The following is a 19,618-nucleotide window of genomic DNA, read 5'->3' as shown; positions in this document are numbered from 1 at the left end:
GTTTATTAACAACTACAGGTTTATTAACAACTACAGGTTTATTAACAACTACAGGTTTATTAACAACTACAGGTTTATTAACAACTACAGGTCTTTTTAGCCGGTCAAGATTAGAAAGTGTACTGCACACCTACACGGTAACGAGTTTGGCGCTCATCAGTTGATTTGCTGCCAGGGACGTTACCGATAGCCACGTAAGGTTTCCAGCTTTTATCCCATTTGTAGGCGATTTTCACATCGTGAGCCCATTCGTATTTTTCTTTATTTGCCAGAATTTCGTCTTCAGATTTTTTGTAGTTCAGCTCATATTCAGCTGAATAATCTTTCAAGAAATTATAAGCAAACAACATGGTGAACTCATGGCCTTTCTCAGTTTTTTTAGTCTGAGCAGGTTGGTTACGTTTGTAATATGGGCGGTAACGTAGTGATGTTGAAAAATCATCAGTGAAGGACACTTTACCGCGCAAATATGGACGGTAATTATTGGAGTCTGAGGTTGAATCTAATGAGAAACCAGGTTCAACTTGGAAAGTTTTGTTGATTTTGTAAACATAGCTAGCAACGACTTCGGTGCCATTACTCACTTGTTCATTGAATGGTTTATTTGGAGTGGTGTCAGAGCTGTGCTGGCCCCATTTCCCTTCTAAAGACAAACCAAAGCCATTAGCAAAGCGGTTGGAAAGCAGCAAACGATCTTTATGATCAGATTTACTGGTGTCCTTCATTTCGTGTCGGTAGTCAATTGTTGTTGCAACAGAACTAAAGCTGATTACAGATGCCACTGCCAGAGTCAGTAATTTAAATTTCATTTTTATATAATCCCAGGGGTTATGGTTATTTAAATCAAAATCAATTAACAATTTTATAAAAAATCAACACACGACTAAAAAACAATTTCATCAACAAAGAAACAATGTTTCATTTATTGTGAATACATATTCTATTTATATTAATAATTATTTTTGTGATCCAGGTCTGTGTTGGCAATTAATTTTTTAAACAGATATTAAATTGTGATGTCGATCTAATTGGCTATTTGTTTTTTTCAAAACAAAAGAACCCCGCCAAATTAATGGCAGGGTTTAATAGTTACTTAAGTTAAATTGAATTTGATTTATTAACGCATAGCACGTTTCAGAATGCGGTCACCTTGTTTATTAAAGTATTCTGCTGTTTCTTGTACGGTTTTCTGACCATAATCGATATATTGGATGGCATCACCGAATAGTGAAACAATCTGCGGGTCATCAAAATATGGTGAAGTTGTCATTTTGTGTGGCAACTCTAATGCCATATTTAAACCGGCAACAGAAGGATCTTCATCTTTAATTACGCCGGTCTCGCGTAGTTGAGTCACCGCTGCTGCACTTAATGGTACGCCACGCTCCAGACCTAACGCTTCAATCCCTTCTTTGCTATTCAATAAGAAGTTGATTAACATCGCACTTTCTTGTGGATACTTAGTTGATTTACCAATAGAAAGCATTTGTGCTGGTTTAAAGAATAAGCCAGCGTCTTTTGCCCCTGGCAACATCGGATATGGGCCAAGGACCAGTTTAGCGGGTTTGGTCAGGTTATCAGAATACTTAGTTATAGTGGAGTTCCACATATAAGTACCCCCCCATTCACCATTAATCCATGGCTTCATTTCATACATATTACTCTTACCGAATGAAGCATAGTATTTAGTGGATGGCATAACATGATTATCGACCATGGTTTTATACATAGTAAAGAATTCGACCCACTGTTCTGGCGTGTAGGCAAATTTCTTATTAGCTTCATCAATGGTCGGAATATTGTATTTTTGTGTCATATAAGAGCGGATTAACGCTAAAGTATCCTGATGCTCTAATACTACTGGATAATATTGGTCACCCAGTTTTTCTTTAAATACTTTACCCGCAGCAAGCAATTCATCCCAAGTTTTAGGATATTCTACGCCAGCTTTAGCCCAGGTCGCATCATTGAAATAGAAGATACGTGCAGTGACTGAAATTGGAATACCATTCAACTTGCCATTAACAGTGGTTTGTTGCAGTTCTTTAGGATCGAATTGTGATAAATCCAATTGTTCTTTTACGCTAAACAAATTATAGAATCCGGTGCCGTCTTTAGAGAAAATAGGCAACCAGTTCCAGTTAGTTTGCATAACGTCAGGTTCAGTACCACCGGCAATTTGTGTCGTCAGACGAGATAAATGACCATCCCAGCCGGTATATTCTGCTTTAACATTAATATTCGGATGTTGTTTGTGGAATTCTTCTAATGCTTTTAATGTTACTTGGTGACGGCCATTACCCCCCCACCATGACATGCGTAAATTAACTTCATCCTGAGCCGCAAAGGCTTGATGTGATAATAGTGCCAGAGTGGATGCTATCAGCGTGTGTAGGATCGCTTTTTTCATTGGGTACTGCTCCTGTTAAAGAGAGATATTTTTTTCTGTTTTTGCATCAAAGATATGGCATTTATCCATATCAAACTGGAAGTACACGGTGCGATGTAGACCATTTTCGATAATAGGGCGCGCTTCGTCAGATGGCAGACGGCAAGTCAGCTCAAAATCATCAACTTTGATATACATAAAGAATTCGTGACCCATGTTTTCCACGCGCACCAATTCACCTTGAGAGTGATTTTCAGTAAATGGATTCATAGACATGCTGACGAATTCAGGACGAACGCCAAAGAACACTTTTTCCCCGGCGTGGGCGGCAACTTTGGCTTGTTGTCTTGCATTTAATACCAAGGTGTATTGACCCACAGTCAGGCCAATTTCCCCGTCTTTTTCTACCAGCGTGCTCGGTTTGATATTCATTTCCGGCGCGCCAATAAAACCAGCAACAAACATATTGGTAGGGTAGTGATAGAGATTATCTGGCGTATCCACTTGCATAATGTGGCCCAGTTTCATCACACAGATTCGGTCACCCATGGTCATTGCTTCGGTCTGATCGTGGGTTACATAAACTGTGGTTGCTGCTTTACCGCTTTTTTTCAATTGCTTATGTAAGTCAGAGATACGAATACGCATCGAGGCGCGCAGTTTTGCATCCAAGTTTGATAACGGCTCATCGAACAAGAATACGTCGGGTTTTTTAACAATGGCACGGCCAACAGCCACACGCTGTGCCTGACCACCAGACAGCTGACGCGGCAAGCGGTCAAGCAGGTCCTCTAACTCCAAAATCTTTGCAGCTTCAGCAACTTGTGTTTCAATCTGGTCTTTTGGCAGTTTGCTTAATTTAAGGCCAAAAGCCAGGTTCTCTTTTACAGTCATGTGCGGATACAGCGCATAGTTCTGGAACACCATGGCAATACCACGTGATTTTGGGGCCAGATTATTGACCACTCGATCACCAATTCGAACTTCGCCATCACTGATGGTTTCCAGCCCGGCCAACATACGCAGGGTCGTGGATTTAGCACAGCCAGATGGGCCAACAATCACCATAAATTCGCCATCATGGATTTTCAGATCAATGCCATGAACCGCGCGGAAACCGTTGGAGTAAACTTTGCCTAATTTATTAAAAATGACTTCAGCCATGATAAATCCTCTATTAACCTTTAATTCCGCTGCTGGTTACGCCTTGCACGAAGTAGCGTTGAGCCAGGAAGAAAACAATGATGGATGGCAGAATGGAGATGCTCGCCATTGCCAGAATTTCGTTCCAAGGTGCGCCTTCGGTCACGTCAATTGACATCTTAAGAGCCAGCGCTATCGGGTACTTATCTACGCTGTAGACGTAAATCAATGGGCCGATAAAGTCGTTCATTGACCACATGAACTGGAACAATGCCACGGAAATAATGGCTGGCTTCAAGATTGGCACCACCACGTACCACAACACTTGGAAGGAGTTACATCCGTCAATTTGTGCCGCTTCTTCCATGTCGCGAGGAACACCGCGCAGGAATTGGATCAACATAAAGACGAAGAACCCTTGTGTCGCGAACGCTAATGGCAGATACAGCGGCATATAGCTATTCAGCATGCCCATTTCACGGAACATGATGTATTGAGGAATCAATAACACAGTACTTGGCAGCAACATGGTGGTGATTAATGTTGCGAACCAGAATTTCTTCCATGGGATCTCAAAGCGTGCGAAACCATACGCCACGATAGTGGAGGAAATAATCGTCAGAATAACTTTCGGGATAACAAACTTAAAAGTGTTAAGCATGTAATGACCGAAATTATATTCCGTACCGGTTTTCCAACCGTTGACAAAACCATCACTGGTTGGGTGTTCTGGCCATAATCCTAATGTGGTGAAGATTTCATTATTAGGTTTAAAGGCGGCGGAAAACATCCACAGCAATGGGTAAAGCATCATCAGCCCGACAATAATCAAAACGATATAGCGGATAGCCGCGCTGACTTTAGCTTTACGTAATGTCCGGCTAATTTCTGCATCAGCAATATCTTGCGCCAGATCTAATTTCTTTTGGTGGGAGTTTTGTACGTCAGTCATTTTTTCCTCCTTTATCGGCGGAGTAGAAGACCCAATATTTGGAAGATTTAAATGCAATTGAGGCAAAGAGGGCGACGACTAGGAATAATACCCAGGCCAGCGCAGCACCGTATCCCATATCAAAGTATTTAAACGCGGTATCATATATATAGAGCGAGAATAAATAAGTGTAATGGGTTGGCCCACCACCGGTGATGACATAAGGCGCCGTAAATTCTTGGAATGCCTGTGTGGTTTGCATAATAAAGTTGAAGAAAATAACCGGCGTAATCAGTGGCACGGTAACTTTCATGAACATTTGCCATTTTGAGGCACCATCAATCATGGCCGCTTCATATTGTGACTGCGGTACGTTCTGCAATGCGGCGAGGAAAATAACCATGGCAGAACCAAACTGCCAAACACGCAGTAATGTTACCGATGTCAGTGCCAGCGCTGGCTCTCCCAACCAGTTGACAGGGTCAAGTCCAAATACCCCAATAAAACCATTTAACAAACCATCAATGGCAAATAAAGCACGCCATAACACCGCAATAGCGACGCTACTGCCGAGAATTGACGGAATATAGAAGGCAGTACGGAAGAACCCAATACCGCGTAATTTAAAGTTCAGTACAAAAGCGATCCCCAGAGCAAATGCCAGTTTTAATGGAATAGTCAGAAATACATAAGCGAAAGTCACGCCCATGGATTTCCAGAATAAATCATCTTCAAGGAACATATGACGGTAATTCTCGATCCCGTTGTAAACGGGAGGGTTCATTAAGTCATACTCAGTAAAACTGAGAAAGAAAGATGATACAAAGGGGAAAGCCGTGAATATTATCAACCCTATTATATAAGGTGATATATAGGCTAACCCCAGCATTCTGTTTTCATTCATAATGCTTACCTATTTTTAATAACATGAAAGATAAATAAAACTACTGATTCAAAAGTGTCGGATAAATAAAATCGATGTCATACAGAGTGCGGCTTTCTCCGTTCACCTGATAATCTCCATGGATGTAACCACCATTGGTAATAAATTGAGGAACGGCTGCTAATTTATTTTGTTTGGCAGCAATCAAGGTCAATATTGCTAATGCAATCGGATTGTCGATACGAAAATAACGGTGTTGCGCTGATTCGACAAACAAGCCGCGATGATAATGTTGGTTAAATAGGTCATTCCCAATCTGCCAGGACAATTCAAATAATTGTTTGCATTGGCAATGTTCGGCCAGTTCAACTAAGGCCAGTAGTAAAGAAGGGGAAATCGCTGTTTTTTTGTCATTGATTATCACTGCGCGGCGTTTTTGTTTGTTTAATTCAGCCAACTGCCAGCGGTGCAGCAAAACCCCAATCAGATCGAATAATTCTTCGTCTTCACTGACTCGCCAGGCCCGAACCAGCGGGAGCAGATAATCGACCTCTAATGGGAATGGCGAAATAACCTGGCCTTTTGCGCCATAATAACCATCGCGTTGTAAGACATAACCGCTCATATCCTGCCCATCGTTCCATAACGGGCGCAATGTATTGCTCTCAACGTCATAAGCGAAACGATAATAATTTTTTAACCCATCAATAACCCATTGTAGAACTTCCGCATCAGGTTGCTGGCACAAGATATCCAACATTGCCAATGGGTTATCAATCAGCAATGGCCGCATATCACGGAACAAAACATTGGCTTCACGGGCAATTTCACCAAACTCAGGGCCAAATTGGCGCTTAGCTCGATCGCCATACCAGGATTGGGTCTGATTATCATCTGCCGGTATTGGCCGACGTTGTTGTGGCGAGCTGAACTGATAAACCGGTAACCCTGTTTCAGGATTACGGGCCAAAACGTATTGACGGTATAAATGTTTTCCCCAAGCAGCAGCTGCGATGTCACCCGTATACTCAGCATATTTATAAGCTGCATAAATGAGATCGGTGCCGGCATTCACAAAGGTCAGGCCTTTAGTCTCAGGTAATTGTGGCAATGCTTCTGGTTTAACCACGTCATTGCGAGCATGAGTGAAAACATGGGGGTCGCGTTGCTTGTCATAGCTACCATGACGGCCCAGATCCAGTGTTTGCCAATCTTCAACATGGGCGTGCCAAAAACCTTGCAGAAAATTAAGCGTTTTCTCACGATCAACACTGAGCAGTAAGTCGTAATAGGGCAGATGATGTTTAAGTTCATGCACTTGCGCCTTTGATTCTGGGCCTTCAGTTTGTAAAGTGTCCAAATTCAGGAAGCGGTGCCCCCCCCAATAAAACAGCCCGCTCTGCTCATGAACACCTTTTTGCATGAAATAGCGGCTTTGTACCCGCGCTTGTTGATGATATTGCGGATCTTGTGTGACCAGGCTAAGAGCATCTAACGTCCGTAGCCAGTTTTGTTGACTGGCGAAGTTAGATATCGGAATATTACGACCATCTGGGAATTTCCAGGTCACAGGTTGGTGAGTCAAAACATCAAAGCCATCGGCCATTAGTGGGGTCGGGTTTTGATGGCTATGGCTAACAGACTGGACTAAATCAACATAGCTACGGATAGCGCTGAGCCAGTTAATCATCACTGCGTCACTGCCTTTAATGTTACCGACAAAATTCATCACCATAACCCCATCATAGAAATATCTGGTCGGAACCGGTTTTAGGTTCCTTATAAATAGAAACACCGTTTCAATCTATTATATTTGTATTTACTGGCGAGTCATTGGGTGAATGACAAAAGTGTGATCAGAGTCGGAACGTTGTTTTGAATTTTTTATTTTTGCATTTTTTAAAGGTTTTTTTAGCTGGTTTACTTTGTTAACTAATTGATAAATAACTAATAAAAAAGGCACAACTGAAGTTGTGCCTGAATGGAGTTTTGAGCTGGAATATGGTGAATAACCGTAGGAAATAATCCTTAACTCAAATTGGTGATATTTCTGGGTTTAGCGAGCTAACCAACCGCCATCTACAGCGATAGTGTAACCACTGATATAGTCCGATGCTTTAGAAGCCAGGAACACCACAGGGCCTTTCAGGTCATCAGGCAAGCCCCAACGACCCGCTGGGATACGGTCAAGGATCTCTTTGCTGCGTTCTTCATCTTTACGCAACTGTTGGGTGTTGTTGGTTGCCATGTAACCCGGTGCTACCGCATTCACATTGATGCCGTGTTTAGCCCATTCGTTGGCTAACAGACGGGTCACACCCATCACTGCGCTTTTCGATGCAGTATAAGACGGAACGCGGATACCGCCTTGGTAAGACAGCATGGAAGCAACGTTGATGATTTTGCCGCCAGTACCTTGTTTGATAAATTGCTTGGCAACCGCTTGAGACATAAAGAACACCGTTTTGATGTTCACATTCATCACATCGTCCCAGTCCTTCTCGCTGAAGTTGATCGCATCTTCACGACGGATTATCCCAGCGTTATTGACCAGAATATCGATTTGGCCAAATTCAGCGATGGCGCGTTCTAACAGGGCAGGGATGCCATCAATCTTGCTCAGGTCAGCAGTCAAACTTAAGAAGCGGCGGCCTAATGCGGTCACTTTCTCAATGGTATCTTTTGGCTCAACAATATTCACACCAACGATATCGCAACCCGCTTCGGCTAAACCAATCGCCATACCTTGGCCCAAACCTGTGTCACAGCCGGTAACCAGAGCAACTTTACCCTTTAACTCAAAGGAATCTAAGATCATAGCTAACATCTCTCTCAAGGCGGTCAACGATTGCCGCGATTTTTATATTGGGGAAGAAAACGCCCAAAGGACGGATTCAGTTGGTGACGCTTAACGCAATTCGCTAACAGCGATGTGGTCCATATCACCGAAGACTTGGTTTTCACCGACCATGCCCCAGATGAATGTATAACGCTTGGTACCCACGCCAGAATGAATAGACCAGCTGGGTGAAATCACCGCTTGTTCGTTGTGGACGAGCAAATGGCGGGTTTCTTGTGCCTGGCCCATCATATGGAAGACGGCCGTTTCTTCGTCCATATCAAAGTAGAAATACACTTCCATGCGGCGGTCATGGGTATGGCAGGGCATGGTGTTCCAGAGATTGCCGGGGGCCAATTTGGTCAATCCCATCGTCAGTTGGCAGGTTGGCAACACATCGGGCACGATGTATTTATTGATAGTGCGGCGATTACTGGTCGCGTCATCGCCCAATGTTTGTGGCGTGGCCTCTGCCAGCGTGATTTTCCTATTGGGATAAGAGGTATGTGCTGGTGCGCTGTTGTAATAGAACTTGGCTGGTTTTTGACTCTCAAGGCTACTGAAGATCACATCCCTGGCACCTTTACCCACATACAAAGCTTCTTCATTACCCATTTCATAAACCTGCCCATCAACTGAGATAAGGCCAGGCCCACCAATATTGATCACGCCCAGCTCACGGCGCTCCAAAAAGTAGCTGACACCCAGTTGCTTACCCACTTCATCACCAATGCTGACTGTTTGTTCGACCGGCAAAATACCGCCCACAATGATGCGGTCGATATGGCTATAGGTCATGGTGTATTCATCGGCGACAAAAATATTTTCAATCAGAAATTCACGACGCAAGCCAGCGGTATCGAGCTGTTTGGCGTGGTCGCTATGAATGCTTTGACGAATTTGCATGTCGGTGCCTCTCTTTCGGTTCGGACCGGTGTTTCTTTTGATGCGGTGATGATAGTATTTGCGGGAAGTTAATTCAATTAAAATGAAATGATGTTTTATTATTTTTTGAGTGACGTCATGATTTTTGGATTAATTATGATTGAACTGCGGGTTTTGGCCGTAGAATGAGCCGAATTCAGCGTAAAACTGTGACTGGGCTACAGACTATTCTGCATAATAGTGAGGAGAAATAATGAAGATGTTCTTTATTAATGATGAAACGCCTTGGGAAGAGCTAGGTAATGGTATTAAACGTAAAGTGATGACCTGGAGCGATGAGCTAATGATGGTCTGTGTTCACTTTGATAAAGGTGCCATTGGTGTAGCGCACAAGCATGATATTCATGACCAGATTGCTTATGTGGCGGCAGGTAGTTTCGAAGTGGAAATAGACGGTCAGAAACGCATTTTAAAAGCTGGAGATGCGTATCGGGCGATTAAGAACGAAATGCATGGTGCGGTATCACTGGAAGATAATAGTATTTTGATCGACACCTTTACGCCTAAACGGGATGATTTCCTGTAAAACGGATTCGGGCGGTTGAGTTATCAACTCTGACCGCCCTTTATCGCCAAGATAATAATTAACTTTCCGCTATGAAATATGTTCCTTACGCAATTGTTCCAATGAGTTCAACTGAATATCTGACAAAGCCCAGCGGGGGTCGGCGCGGTATTCTTCCGAAGGGATGACAATAGAGCGCATACGTGCTGCTTTAGTGGCAATCATCCCATTGACAGAATCTTCCAGCGTGACACATTCCAGAGGGTCAACACCCAGTTCAGCCGCAGCATTCAAATACACTTCCGGATGTGGTTTGCTGTGGGGAAGATATTCTGCGGAAACCAGGCGGTCGAAGTATTTTTCAATATTTAACATCGCCAGAACGCGCTTTTGCATATGCAGTGGAGAAGCGGATGCCAGGCCAATTTTCAGCCCTTGCTCGCGGCAAAGGTCCAATGCATATCCCACACCGGGTAATACCGGCTTGGTTTCTTCTACCAAATCTATTGCTCTGGCAATAATACGGTTGCAAACTTCCGCCTGACTTGGCCCTTGCCATGGCATGGACTGGAACCAAAGTTTCACGACTAAATCGATGCGTAATCCGAGGGTGTCGGGCAATGAATCTCTTGAGGTGGTATCCAGTCCCAGTTCAGTGAAAATATCGAGTTCAGCCTGTAGCCATAAAGGCTCCGAATCAATCAGCAAGCCGTCCATATCGAAAATTGCGGCCTTAATAGTGTGAGGGGTCGCCATTTATTATTACTCCTGTTTGGTCTCTAGCTACGGATTTAACACTGTAACATTGCTTCATAATGATTGAACCGGTGGAACGCAATTCTTTGTCTTTCTTACGATATAATTTATTAACTTAATGATATTGCGCTGGATGAGCTAGGCTTGAGTTTGTGTTAATCGTAAGAACTTCAGCAAAATTCTGCACAAGACCGGGATGTAGCGGGTAAACTAAGGCTACATAAGTTGTGGTATTTACAAGGAGAAGTCATGACCTATCAACAGGCTGGGCGTGTCGCTGTTATCAAACGGATAGCCGGGTGGCTCGTTTTTATTCCAGCACTGCTGTCAACATTGATTTCAATTATCAATTTTGCCTATCAATATAGTCAAAAAAGCACTGGGGTTAATGCGGTTATGCTGGATTTTATCCACGTCATAACGGATATGATCCGCTTTAACACGACTTTTCTGGATATCTTCTGGTACAACTCACCGGTGCCGAATTTCGAACAGGGTTTCTCAGCATCGAACATAATATTTTTTATCATTTACATGCTGATTTTCGTTGGTTTGTCATTACAAGCCTCAGGTGCGCGGATGTCACGACAAGTCCGTCACATTCGTGAGGGTATTGAAGACCAAATGATTTTAGAGCAGGCCAAAGGCAGTGAAGGGCGTAGCCGCGAACAGCTGGAAGAGAAAATTGTCTTACCGCATCACACCATCTTTTTGCAGTTTTTTACCTTATATATTCTGCCATTAGTGATAGGTGTGGCGTTCTATTTTGTTATCAAGCTATTAGAGGCAATGGCTCAAGGGTAGCAATAATACCTGACAACACTGTTGAGTCTGACTCATCAAACCATAATGAAAAGGTCCATAATATGGGCCTTCAGACTGCTGACAAACCTCGACGACTCGATCTCGGGTGGTGAGGACGGGCAGAAGAGTAAAGCGTCCGTGCCAGGGAGGGCGCGGCTCGAGCCATCAGGGATGCTTGTTTTTACAAAGGAAGTACGGCGTCTTTACGATCTACCTGTTTTCACCGCTGCGAGCACGTTGTCAATAACCTCGCCTTTTTTCTATCCCCTCACAAAAACAGCCGAATCCTTTACTTTAGGGGGTTAGCGGCTGCATTAAAATCTTTCTGGATGCAGCAGCTTTTCAACCGCAATCTGGGCATTAATCCAGTGTTGCCCACCAAACAGATTACTGCGGTTCAATAAGTAATAAAGCTGATAAATAGGTTGGCGTTCAATAAAGCCGGACGGGAGTGGCCAGATACTCTGATAACCATCATAAATCTGCGCCGGAAGTTCTGGGTAGAGCGGCAACATGGCAAGGTCACACTCGCGGTCACCCCAATAACAGGCGGGATCAAAAATAACCGGCCCATTGGCACTGGAAGCACAGTTTGCCGGCCATAAATCGCCATGTAGCAGTGAAGGTTGCGGCTGGTGGCCCTGTAAGCGCTCTTGAATCAGATGAGTGATATGCTCGATGTCACCAAACGACATGCCTTTCTCGGCTGCCAATTGTAATTGCCAACCAATGCGCTGTTCAGCGAAAAACTGCGCCCAGCGCCGTTGCCAGCTATTGGGTTGTGGTGTGGTGGACAAATCATTATCAAAATCCAGCCCAAATTGCAGTTGTTCACTCCATTGATGTAAATGCGCTAATTGTTGACCCAGACAATAAGCATTATGGGCATCTAAGGGTTTAAGCGGGATATATTCAAGTAGCAGGAAGCTGTATTCACGATCACTGCCCACACCATAGACTTCAGGTGTTTGGACGGTTTTGCTGCGGGCCAATAGAGAGAGTTGGTCTGCTTCGGCGGTAAATATGGGCAGCATTTCACGGGCATCACATTTGACGAAAACTTCAGTGTCACCATAGCTGAGACGCCAGGCATCATGAATATCTCCGCCGGGCAGTTCGGTTCTTTCTCGGATTTCAGCAGGCCCGAAATATTCACCTAACAGACGATTCACTGCTTGCCACATGATTCACCCCCTATCAAGCTACCAGTTATATCCTTCATTAATGATGATTGAAGCGTTGTTCGTTTGCTGCCTACCTGCAATCCCCATTATCTTGAATGCAGAATATTAGGTTAACTTCTTTATGGTGCGAAGAACAAGACCCTGTGCACAGGGAATACATGCAGTATCAAACAAAAGGAAGATTCCACTGCTTATTGGGCCGCAATTCATGCTCTGGCCTATGACTGACCGCCATGACGACAGAAATATACTTGGTGAATAGTCATTAATAATAAGCCGTAGTGCGTGAGGACAATACGGCAAGTATATTAAAGCTCAATTTATTATAGCAGGTTACCTTTTGGTGCATTTTTAGCACCGCCATCTTTGGCTTTCAAAGCGATTGTGCGGCCTTTCATCGGCTTTATATGGCTGTATATGAGTGCGATGACAAAGAATAATGCTTGAATAATGACAATGCAGGGGCCTGTTGCGCCGTCAATATGGAAGCTTATCAATGTCCCTAATACACACGAGAGCACCGAAGCCAGAGTGGCAACAACCAGCATCTGATCAAAACTGCGGCACACCATAAAGGCGATAATACCCGGAGATATCAACATGGCGATAACTAAGATAACCCCCACCGCCTGCAATGAAGCCACGATAGTTAATGCCAGCAAACACAGTAAACCATAGTGCAATAATTTAACCGGCAGCCCAATGACACGGGCGTGGTTTGGGTCAAAGCAGTACAGCATGAAATCTTTGCGCTTTAACAGCACCACTAACAGAGTGAACCCGGCAATCCATAAGGTTTGTTTCAGCTCAGCCAGTGAAATGCCCAGCATATTACCGAACAAAATATGGCTAAGATGCTGGTCAGTATCCAGACGGGAAAATAGCACCAGACCAAAAGCGAACATGCCCGAGAATACAATCCCCATGACCGTATCCTCTTTAACCCGACTGTTTTCTTTTAAATAGCCAGTGGCGACAGCACAGAATATCCCCGAAATAAAAGCCCCGATAACCAATGGGATACCCAACCAAAAGGCCAATACAATGCCCGGCAACACGGCGTGAGAGATAGCATCTCCCATCAATGACCAACCTTTTAGCACCAGATAACAAGATAAAACCGCGCACACCACACCGGTAATGATGGCGGCAACTATCGCCCGTTGCATAAAAGGGTAGGCGAAAGGTTCGCTGACCAGACTGAATAAAGTATTCATACATTATCCTCCGGACGTGGGGCCGCAGGGTGACGGCGCTTCTGGCGCGTTTGATAACGCGTTGCCAGCAAACCGTGTTTAGGGGCGAAGACAAAGGCCAGCAGGAATACCACTGTTTGTAAGGTCACAATGACCCCGCCGGTTGCCCCATTGAGATAAAAGCTGAGATAAGCGCCAAAAGCACTGGTAAAAGCCCCAATGGCGATAGCTATTACCAGCAAACGGCTGAAACGGTCAGTTAATAAATAGGCGGTCGCGCCCGGCGTGACCACCATAGCAATCACCAGAATCGCCCCGACAGTTTGCAGCGCAGCCACAGTACAAGCGCTCAGCAAAGTGAAGAATAAAATTTTTAACCGCAGTGGTGACAGGCCAATCGACAGAGCATGGCCTTCATCAAAAAACACCGCCAGCAAGTCTTTCCAAATCAGACATAAAATCACAAAAGAGACCAAAATAATGATTTCGACTTGCAAAACATCTTCATCGGCTATGCCCAAAATATTACCGAAAATAATTGACTGCACATTAACGGAGGTGGGATTGAGCGAAACAATTAACAGCCCGACGGCAAAGAAAGTGGAGAAAATAAAACCGATGATGGCATCTTCCCGCAGGCGGGTAATGTGGCGGACTAATGTCATGGCCAATGCAGCAAGCATGCCGGTAAAGAATGCGCCAGCGGCATAAGGTAGGCCGAGGGCATAAGCACCCGCCACACCGGGCACCACGGAGTGCGAGAGCGCATCTCCCATCAGCGACCAGCCTTTCAGCATCAAATAAGCGGATAAGAAAGCACAGACCGCACCGACAATCGCGCTCACCCAAATGGCCTTCACCATGTAATTGTAGTTAAAGGGTTGCAGTAAAATTTCCAGCATCAGGGAGTGTTCTCCTTCGACTGGCTTTGCGCCGGTGGATCATCTTTGGTATGACCATAAAATACCGCGGGGCGCTCGTCATCGGTGATAACCGTCACGGTGCGCGGGTCATTATCGTCGTGTAGCGTATTCCCCGAGAGATTGATATGGCGCAAGACGCCACCAAAGGTCATTTCAAGGTTCTTTTGAGTAAAGGTGGTTTCTGTTGGACCCGCCGCGAGCACGGTCTGATTAATCAGAATCACGTGGTCACAAAACTCCGGTACACTGCCGAGGTTATGAGTTGAAACCAAAATCAGGTGGCCTTCATCGCGCAGCGCGCGCAGCAAATCAATGATGGCATTTTCCGTTTTGACATCAACCCCGGTGAAAGGCTCATCCAGCAGTAATACCGTGCCTTGCTGGGCCAGTGCGCGCGCCAGAAACACCCGTTTTTTCTGCCCGCCAGACAGTTCGCCGATTTGCCGTGAACGCAATGCGGTTAATCCGACCCGCTCAATAGCCTTATCAACCAGAGCTTTATCTTCCCGGCTCGGGATACGCAAAAAATTCATTTTCCCGTAGCGCCCCATCATCACCACATCTTCAACTAAGACTGGAAAGTTCCAATCCACATCTTCGGTCTGTGGCACGTAGGCGATGGTATTTTGCTTTAAAGCGTGGCTAACCGGTTTATCACTCAGTTCTACTTTGCCCACACTGGGTTTGACTTGGCCCATGATGCTTTTAAACAGCGTTGATTTACCGCTACCATTGACGCCGACTAATGCGCAGATAGTCCCGCCAGTGAGGGAAAAACTGGCATCATAAATAGCCGTATGCCCATTGTTATAGGTGACAGTGACATTATCCACTACCAACTCTGGGCGGACAAAAACAGCAGAGCTCATTGACCAAATCCTTTCGCGATAGTTTGCACCGTGGTGTTAATCAAATCGATATAAGTAGGAACCGGGCCTTTCTCATTCGAGAGAGAATCAACATATAACACACCACCATATTGTGCGCCGGTTTCTTTGCTGACCTGCTTAGCCGGTTTATCAGAAATAGTGCTTTCGCTAAATATGACCGGGATTTTATTGGCGCGCATGGTATCAATAACATGGCGTACTTGTTGTGGAGATCCTTGCTCTTCAGCATTGATTGGCCATAAATAAACTTCTTTAAAACCATAATCTTTTGCCAGATAACTGAAAGCACCCTCACTGGTCACCAGCCAGCGCTGCTGTTCTGGAATTCGGGATAAACGCTCACGTAGCGGGGCATCCAGTGCGGCAATTTTTTCAGCATAGGCTTTAGCATTGCGATTATAAGTATCAGCATGAGCGGGATCATGTTCAACCAGCGCCTTACGAATATTTTCAATATAAATCAATGCGTTTGAAGGGGACATCCAGGCATGTGGGTTAGGAATACCTTTATACGGCCCTTCACGGATTGGGAGTGGAGTAATGCCGTCAGTCACTACAGCGGAAGGGACATCTTTAATATTTTCAAAGAAGCGCTCAAACCAACGTTCCAGATTCATGCCGTTCCATAAAATCAGGTCCGCTGACTGTGCTTTGACGATGTCGCGCGGGGTTGGTTGATAGTCATGGATTTCAGCACCGGGCTTGGTTATCGACTCGACCACGGCCGCATCACCGGCGACATTTTGCGCGATATCCTGAATAATCGTGAATGTCGTCACGATTTTGAATTTTTTATCCGGGTCGTTGGGCTTATTTTCCGCCAACGCTGAGGTGCTGATCAGTGATGAAATTGCTACAGCGGTTAACAAGGCAATGGCACGTAAAAAACCAGGTCTAAAGCCGCTAATAGAGTGCAGGTAGGGTATTTTTTGCTTAGTAAACATGGCGATGTTCCCTTTCTTTAAATGAAAATGATTATCAATATCATTAGGGATGAAGTCAAGCCCCGCCATACAATAAACTAAAACTTACCGATAGTTACCGAATATAGCCTGATCATTATGTTAATAATGGTCAAACTAGCGCAAAAAATCTATTTGGACGAGGTGACAATTTGTATATGCTACCAAACGGCTTATTAGCTCGGGGAATACTGTGAATTCAAAAGTCGGTTGCCTAATGGCAATTTTATTGCTGGCAGGGTGTGCTAAACAAACCCCGCCACCGCAAGCAAATAATGGGTGGCTGAAGAACGCGCCCCAAGGTGGTTTCCTTAATGCACAGAAAAGCAGCGCAGGTTCAAGTACAGTTGCGTATAGCGATGTAATTAAACAAGCCGCCAGCCATTATGGTGTTGATGAAACTTTGATTAAAGCCATTATCCAAGTGGAGTCTGGTTATAATCCTGATGTGGTCAGCACTTCAAATGCTGTGGGTTTGATGCAAATTAAAGCCTCTACAGCGGGTCGTGATGCGTACCGGATGAAAGGGCGCAATGGTCAACCAAGCTCTGGCGAATTAAAAGATCCTGTGAAGAATATTGATATTGGGACGGCTTATATCAATATTTTGCAAAACCAGCAGTTAGCGGGGATAAGTGATCCGCAAACATTGCGTTATGCGACTATCGTTTCTTACGCCAATGGCGCGGGTGCCATGCTGCGGACGTTCTCATCTGATAAACGTCTGGCAGTGAATAAAATTAATAGTCTTAGCCCGAACGAATTTTATCAGCATATACAAAAGAAACATCCGGCCGCACAAGCGCCACGTTATTTGTGGAAAGTCGATACCGCTTACCGGGCGATGTCAGAATAATATTAAAGCACTAACCGATGTCGTTTATGGATGCTGTAATATGTGTATCAGTATAAACATCGGTTAGCGTTTCTTTCTATACTCGTCATACTTCAAAACCCGTCATACTTTAAACTATATGCGCGTTAGCTGCGTTTAATAACCCGAATGACTTATTGATGTAAGTTCATCGGGATTAATGAACCTCATCCTTGAGGCTTACCCTGCGGGCTAGCATCAATGCTGTTCAAATCGTCCCGACTGATTTGTTTCTCGCTTGCCGCCTTTCCACCATTCAAATGACTTAGGGCTTATATCTTAAATAACGGGTCATGCAACCGCAGGGGTATAGTTCGCAATAATATCCAGCACACCGTTGATAATAAACTGTACGCCCATACACACCAGCAAAAATCCCATCAGCCGTGAAATGGCTTCAATACCACTTTTGCCGACCCAACGCATAATAGCGCCAGAACTGAGCAGCGAACCCCATAAAATCAGTGAAACACTGAGAAAAATCAGCACTGGTGCGACTGCTACAACCCATGGGCTGAACATGTCATGACCTTTTACCGAGGCCGCTGAGCTGATGATCATGGCGATAGTTCCGGGCCCGGCGGTACTGGGCATTGCCAATGGCACAAAGGCAATATTGATCGATTTTCGTTTCTTTAAATCCTGTGATTTTGCTTCTAACTGAGTATCTTCCGCTGATTGCTGTGGGAAAAGCATACGAAAACCAATGAATGCCACAATCAGCCCGCCCGCTATGCGCAATCCAGGAATCGAAATACCAAAGGTACTCATGACAACCTGACCCGCGTAGTAAGCGACAGTCATAATAAAGAAGACATAAATTGATGCCATCTTCGACTGTTGATTACGCTCTTCGCTGGTCATATTGCCGGATAAACCGAGTAATAGTGCCACTGTCGTCAATGGGTTTGCCAATGGCAGCAGGAGAACTAACCCCAGGCCAATGGCTTTAAATAACTCAAGAATACTGTGCATTCATCTTGCTCCGGACATAACTTCAAACCAACCCAATGAAAGTAAAACATATTAGGCAATTAGCCGTACATCAGGCAAATATGCCCGCATACGCAATTATTACTTACCTTGCCACTTTACGCGATACCAATGCTATTGCCCAACGTCATTGGCATTGACGCCCAGCAATTAGCGTAACGGTGATAACAAGTACCCGAGGATATGTGATGTAGATCAAACCATTGGCTGGCAACAGTTGGCTCAATACCGCAGATCCAGAATAATCATGTCAGCATCAATTTTTTGCAAGGAATAAGGTTTTGTGCATTTGTGATATCAGTGTTGAAGATGAATATATTCGTCAGCCATTATCGGCTTCCGCTGCGTGGGTGTTAGATACCCAAGCTGCACGTGATCGTGGCCGTTTGCGTTTTTTAAAACCTAAACGTGAAGCCCGTCCCCGTTGGCGCTTAGCACCACTTAAAGATACTTACGAAATCCGCTTTTATCCTAACCGTTTGCCAGAACTCTGGTTTTTCAGTGCGGAAAATGCGTCCAGGAAGCGGCTCTAATCACTTTTAACTGAGCCGATGGTCGGTTTTTTTGAAGTAAAAGATGGCTTGATTGTGACGGCATGGTTTTACTTTAAATAATGCGCCTTTTTATTCACTTCCTACTTATCTCACCGGAGGCTGGTATGGCATTTACTGATAATGAACGTAGCGCTTTGTTAGCCGTCAAGGGAGTTGGGCCGACTGTTATTACACGTCTGGAACAGCTCGGTTTTACTTCGCTGACTCAACTTGGTCAGGCTGATATGAATGAGATTGTTAGCAGCGCGGCTGCCATGGTGGGATCGACGTGTTGGAAAAATAGCCCTCAAGCGCGCTCAGCAATTCAAGCCGCTATTGATCTGGCCAAAATGCACTCATCAGAGTGAGTGCATCTCAACCGTTATCTTCCTTTTACTCAATATCTCTCCGGCTCGTGTAGCTTATTTCTTTTGGTACTCTGTAGCAGCAGGGTATGGTTTCAGTAAATCATCCAGTATCTGCATCCTTTCTTCTATCGGAATATACAACCAGCGAGTAAACCAAGGTGTTTTCTCAGTGTTCTGTTGATGTGTCCGGCGAAAGTAAAGTTCGAGGCCCGACAGAACGTCGTTAGTCTGTTTCATCGTATTTCTCCCTCTTATTGACCAGTATGCAAATCATAGGCAATAAAATGCGGAAGAAAAACGGATGGAATATATTTTATTGTTCAGTATTTATGAGGGCGCTGCCATTTTGAGCAATAAGGAAGTATTTATGGGGAAAGGAAAAAAAAGCACGGAATTCTTGGCCTGAGCCAAATAAAACGCCCCGATTGCGTAAACAATCGGGGCGGCGTTCCAGTAACCATTGCTACACGGAAACGGAAATTGATTATGGGCACATCCTG

21 protein-coding genes are annotated in these 19,618 nt (G+C 44.6%); 5 read left to right on the top strand and 16 right to left on the bottom strand.

All coding sequences use genetic code 11. The annotated features are described in order from the left end of the window. Positions 1–110: 110 nt before the first annotated feature. The 8 genes from FTA91_RS04740 to kduI form a co-directional block, all read right to left on the bottom strand. The gene (locus FTA91_RS04740) at positions 111–809 is read right to left on the bottom strand and encodes an oligogalacturonate-specific porin KdgM family protein (RefSeq protein ID WP_050116411.1); all 699 of its coding nucleotides are present in this window, start codon (positions 807–809) and stop codon (positions 111–113) included. 308 nt (positions 810–1,117) lie between these two features. Beyond that, positions 1,118–2,410 carry an ABC transporter substrate-binding protein gene (locus FTA91_RS04735; RefSeq protein WP_145534476.1) on the bottom strand — a complete coding sequence of 431 codons (1,293 nt, stop codon included), beginning with the start codon at positions 2,408–2,410 and terminating at the stop codon, positions 1,118–1,120. Positions 2,411–2,425: 15 nt separating this feature from the next. Continuing rightward, positions 2,426–3,553, bottom strand: a complete 1,128-nt coding sequence (locus FTA91_RS04730) for an ABC transporter ATP-binding protein (protein WP_038632531.1) — start codon at positions 3,551–3,553, stop codon at positions 2,426–2,428. Positions 3,554–3,566: 13 nt separating this feature from the next. Next, positions 3,567–4,484 (bottom strand): carbohydrate ABC transporter permease, encoded by a 918-nt coding sequence (locus FTA91_RS04725; RefSeq protein WP_050116413.1) that lies wholly within the window; start codon positions 4,482–4,484, stop codon positions 3,567–3,569. Continuing rightward, positions 4,477–5,367 carry a carbohydrate ABC transporter permease gene (locus FTA91_RS04720; protein WP_050116414.1) on the bottom strand — a complete coding sequence of 297 codons (891 nt, stop codon included), beginning with the start codon at positions 5,365–5,367 and terminating at the stop codon, positions 4,477–4,479. The genes FTA91_RS04725 and FTA91_RS04720 overlap by 8 nt, the downstream gene beginning before the upstream one ends. 40 nt (positions 5,368–5,407) lie before the next feature. Further along, the gene (locus tag FTA91_RS04715) at positions 5,408–7,075 is read right to left on the bottom strand and encodes a pectate lyase (RefSeq protein WP_050116415.1); all 1,668 of its coding nucleotides are present in this window, start codon (positions 7,073–7,075) and stop codon (positions 5,408–5,410) included. 327 nt (positions 7,076–7,402) lie between these two features. After that, positions 7,403–8,164 (bottom strand): 2-dehydro-3-deoxy-D-gluconate 5-dehydrogenase KduD, encoded by a 762-nt coding sequence (gene kduD / locus FTA91_RS04710; RefSeq protein WP_050116430.1) that lies wholly within the window; start codon positions 8,162–8,164, stop codon positions 7,403–7,405. Positions 8,165–8,254: 90 nt separating this feature from the next. Further along, the gene (gene kduI / locus FTA91_RS04705; protein WP_050116416.1) at positions 8,255–9,091 is read right to left on the bottom strand and encodes a 5-dehydro-4-deoxy-D-glucuronate isomerase; all 837 of its coding nucleotides are present in this window, start codon (positions 9,089–9,091) and stop codon (positions 8,255–8,257) included. A 232-nt stretch (positions 9,092–9,323) separates the two neighbouring features. Here kduI and FTA91_RS04700 point away from each other — a divergent pair, with 232 nt between their 5' ends. Continuing rightward, a complete protein-coding gene (locus FTA91_RS04700; RefSeq protein ID WP_050116417.1) occupies positions 9,324–9,656 on the top strand; it encodes a cupin domain-containing protein in 333 nt (110 codons plus the stop codon). Between the two features lie 69 nt (positions 9,657–9,725). On the opposite strand, the gene hxpB is transcribed toward FTA91_RS04700, so the two are convergent. Then, positions 9,726–10,391 carry a hexitol phosphatase HxpB gene (gene hxpB / locus FTA91_RS04695; protein ID WP_145582998.1) on the bottom strand — a complete coding sequence of 222 codons (666 nt, stop codon included), beginning with the start codon at positions 10,389–10,391 and terminating at the stop codon, positions 9,726–9,728. A 249-nt stretch (positions 10,392–10,640) separates the two neighbouring features. Between hxpB and FTA91_RS04690 the strand changes: the two genes are divergently transcribed. Continuing rightward, positions 10,641–11,195 (top strand): YniB family protein, encoded by a 555-nt coding sequence (locus FTA91_RS04690; protein WP_145582996.1) that lies wholly within the window; start codon positions 10,641–10,643, stop codon positions 11,193–11,195. A 314-nt stretch (positions 11,196–11,509) separates the two neighbouring features. Here FTA91_RS04690 and FTA91_RS04685 read toward each other — a convergent pair whose 3' ends face one another. The 5 genes from FTA91_RS04685 to yfeA form a co-directional block, all read right to left on the bottom strand. Beyond that, on the bottom strand, positions 11,510–12,379 hold the full coding sequence (locus tag FTA91_RS04685) for a fructosamine kinase family protein (RefSeq protein ID WP_145534473.1): 870 nt from the start codon (positions 12,377–12,379) through the stop codon (positions 11,510–11,512). A 323-nt stretch (positions 12,380–12,702) separates the two neighbouring features. After that, positions 12,703–13,596: an iron/manganese ABC transporter permease subunit YfeD gene (gene yfeD, locus FTA91_RS04680; protein WP_145534470.1), complete on the bottom strand. Its 894-nt coding sequence runs from the start codon at positions 13,594–13,596 to the stop codon at positions 12,703–12,705. Then, positions 13,593–14,477, bottom strand: coding sequence for an iron/manganese ABC transporter permease subunit YfeC (gene yfeC, locus FTA91_RS04675; RefSeq protein ID WP_050116422.1), 885 nt, complete (start codon positions 14,475–14,477; stop codon positions 13,593–13,595). Before yfeC ends, yfeD begins: the two co-directional genes overlap by 4 nt. Further along, complete coding sequence (gene yfeB / locus FTA91_RS04670) at positions 14,477–15,367, bottom strand: iron/manganese ABC transporter ATP-binding protein YfeB (RefSeq protein WP_050116423.1); 891 nt, start codon at positions 15,365–15,367, stop codon at positions 14,477–14,479. Before yfeB ends, yfeC begins: the two co-directional genes overlap by 1 nt. Further along, positions 15,364–16,332, bottom strand: coding sequence for an iron/manganese ABC transporter substrate-binding protein YfeA (gene yfeA / locus FTA91_RS04665; protein WP_050116424.1), 969 nt, complete (start codon positions 16,330–16,332; stop codon positions 15,364–15,366). The genes yfeB and yfeA overlap by 4 nt, the downstream gene beginning before the upstream one ends. 211 nt (positions 16,333–16,543) lie before the next feature. Here yfeA and FTA91_RS04660 point away from each other — a divergent pair, with 211 nt between their 5' ends. Then, positions 16,544–17,206 carry a transglycosylase SLT domain-containing protein gene (locus FTA91_RS04660; protein ID WP_032821139.1) on the top strand — a complete coding sequence of 221 codons (663 nt, stop codon included), beginning with the start codon at positions 16,544–16,546 and terminating at the stop codon, positions 17,204–17,206. 309 nt (positions 17,207–17,515) lie between these two features. Here the strand turns inward: FTA91_RS04660 and FTA91_RS04655 are convergent, their stop codons facing one another. Further along, a complete protein-coding gene (locus FTA91_RS04655; protein WP_050116425.1) occupies positions 17,516–18,199 on the bottom strand; it encodes a MarC family NAAT transporter in 684 nt (227 codons plus the stop codon). Positions 18,200–18,498: 299 nt separating this feature from the next. Here FTA91_RS04655 and FTA91_RS04650 point away from each other — a divergent pair, with 299 nt between their 5' ends. Continuing rightward, positions 18,499–18,750, top strand: coding sequence for a hypothetical protein (locus FTA91_RS04650; protein ID WP_038632559.1), 252 nt, complete (start codon positions 18,499–18,501; stop codon positions 18,748–18,750). Positions 18,751–18,875: 125 nt separating this feature from the next. Then, positions 18,876–19,118: a Pathogenicity locus gene (locus tag FTA91_RS04645; protein ID WP_038632563.1), complete on the top strand. Its 243-nt coding sequence runs from the start codon at positions 18,876–18,878 to the stop codon at positions 19,116–19,118. Between the two features lie 54 nt (positions 19,119–19,172). Here FTA91_RS04645 and FTA91_RS04640 read toward each other — a convergent pair whose 3' ends face one another. Further along, positions 19,173–19,355, bottom strand: a complete 183-nt coding sequence (locus tag FTA91_RS04640) for a hypothetical protein (RefSeq protein ID WP_038632565.1) — start codon at positions 19,353–19,355, stop codon at positions 19,173–19,175. Positions 19,356–19,618: the final 263 nt, after the last annotated feature.

It is taken from the genome of Yersinia thracica (assembly GCF_902170565.1).
In the GTDB taxonomy this organism is placed as follows: Bacteria; Pseudomonadota; Gammaproteobacteria; order Enterobacterales; family Enterobacteriaceae; genus Yersinia; species Yersinia thracica.
This window is presented reverse-complemented; position numbering and strand designations above follow the sequence as displayed.

Bases quoted from the DNA above. Each gene is read 5' to 3' on its own strand.
- FTA91_RS04700 (WP_050116417.1), top strand. From the start codon at position 9,324: ATGAAGATGTTCTTTATTAATGATGAAACGCCTTGGGAAGAGCTAGGT.
- FTA91_RS04715 (WP_050116415.1), bottom strand. From the start codon at position 7,075: ATGAATTTTGTCGGTAACATTAAAGGCAGTGACGCAGTGATGATTAAC.
- FTA91_RS04720 (WP_050116414.1), bottom strand. From the start codon at position 5,367: ATGAATGAAAACAGAATGCTGGGGTTAGCCTATATATCACCTTATATA.
- yfeD (WP_145534470.1), bottom strand. From the start codon at position 13,596: ATGAATACTTTATTCAGTCTGGTCAGCGAACCTTTCGCCTACCCTTTT.
- yfeB (WP_050116423.1), bottom strand. From the start codon at position 15,367: ATGAGCTCTGCTGTTTTTGTCCGCCCAGAGTTGGTAGTGGATAATGTC.
- FTA91_RS04655 (WP_050116425.1), bottom strand. From the start codon at position 18,199: ATGCACAGTATTCTTGAGTTATTTAAAGCCATTGGCCTGGGGTTAGTT.
- FTA91_RS04740 (WP_050116411.1), bottom strand. From the start codon at position 809: ATGAAATTTAAATTACTGACTCTGGCAGTGGCATCTGTAATCAGCTTT.
- FTA91_RS04730 (WP_038632531.1), bottom strand. From the start codon at position 3,553: ATGGCTGAAGTCATTTTTAATAAATTAGGCAAAGTTTACTCCAACGGT.
- kduI (WP_050116416.1), bottom strand. From the start codon at position 9,091: ATGCAAATTCGTCAAAGCATTCATAGCGACCACGCCAAACAGCTCGAT.
- FTA91_RS04690 (WP_145582996.1), top strand. From the start codon at position 10,641: ATGACCTATCAACAGGCTGGGCGTGTCGCTGTTATCAAACGGATAGCC.
- kduD (WP_050116430.1), bottom strand. From the start codon at position 8,164: ATGATCTTAGATTCCTTTGAGTTAAAGGGTAAAGTTGCTCTGGTTACC.
- FTA91_RS04735 (WP_145534476.1), bottom strand. From the start codon at position 2,410: ATGAAAAAAGCGATCCTACACACGCTGATAGCATCCACTCTGGCACTA.
- FTA91_RS04725 (WP_050116413.1), bottom strand. From the start codon at position 4,484: ATGACTGACGTACAAAACTCCCACCAAAAGAAATTAGATCTGGCGCAA.
- yfeC (WP_050116422.1), bottom strand. From the start codon at position 14,477: ATGCTGGAAATTTTACTGCAACCCTTTAACTACAATTACATGGTGAAG.
- hxpB (WP_145582998.1), bottom strand. From the start codon at position 10,391: ATGGCGACCCCTCACACTATTAAGGCCGCAATTTTCGATATGGACGGC.
- FTA91_RS04685 (WP_145534473.1), bottom strand. From the start codon at position 12,379: ATGTGGCAAGCAGTGAATCGTCTGTTAGGTGAATATTTCGGGCCTGCT.
- FTA91_RS04640 (WP_038632565.1), bottom strand. From the start codon at position 19,355: ATGAAACAGACTAACGACGTTCTGTCGGGCCTCGAACTTTACTTTCGC.
- FTA91_RS04645 (WP_038632563.1), top strand. From the start codon at position 18,876: ATGGCATTTACTGATAATGAACGTAGCGCTTTGTTAGCCGTCAAGGGA.
- yfeA (WP_050116424.1), bottom strand. From the start codon at position 16,332: ATGTTTACTAAGCAAAAAATACCCTACCTGCACTCTATTAGCGGCTTT.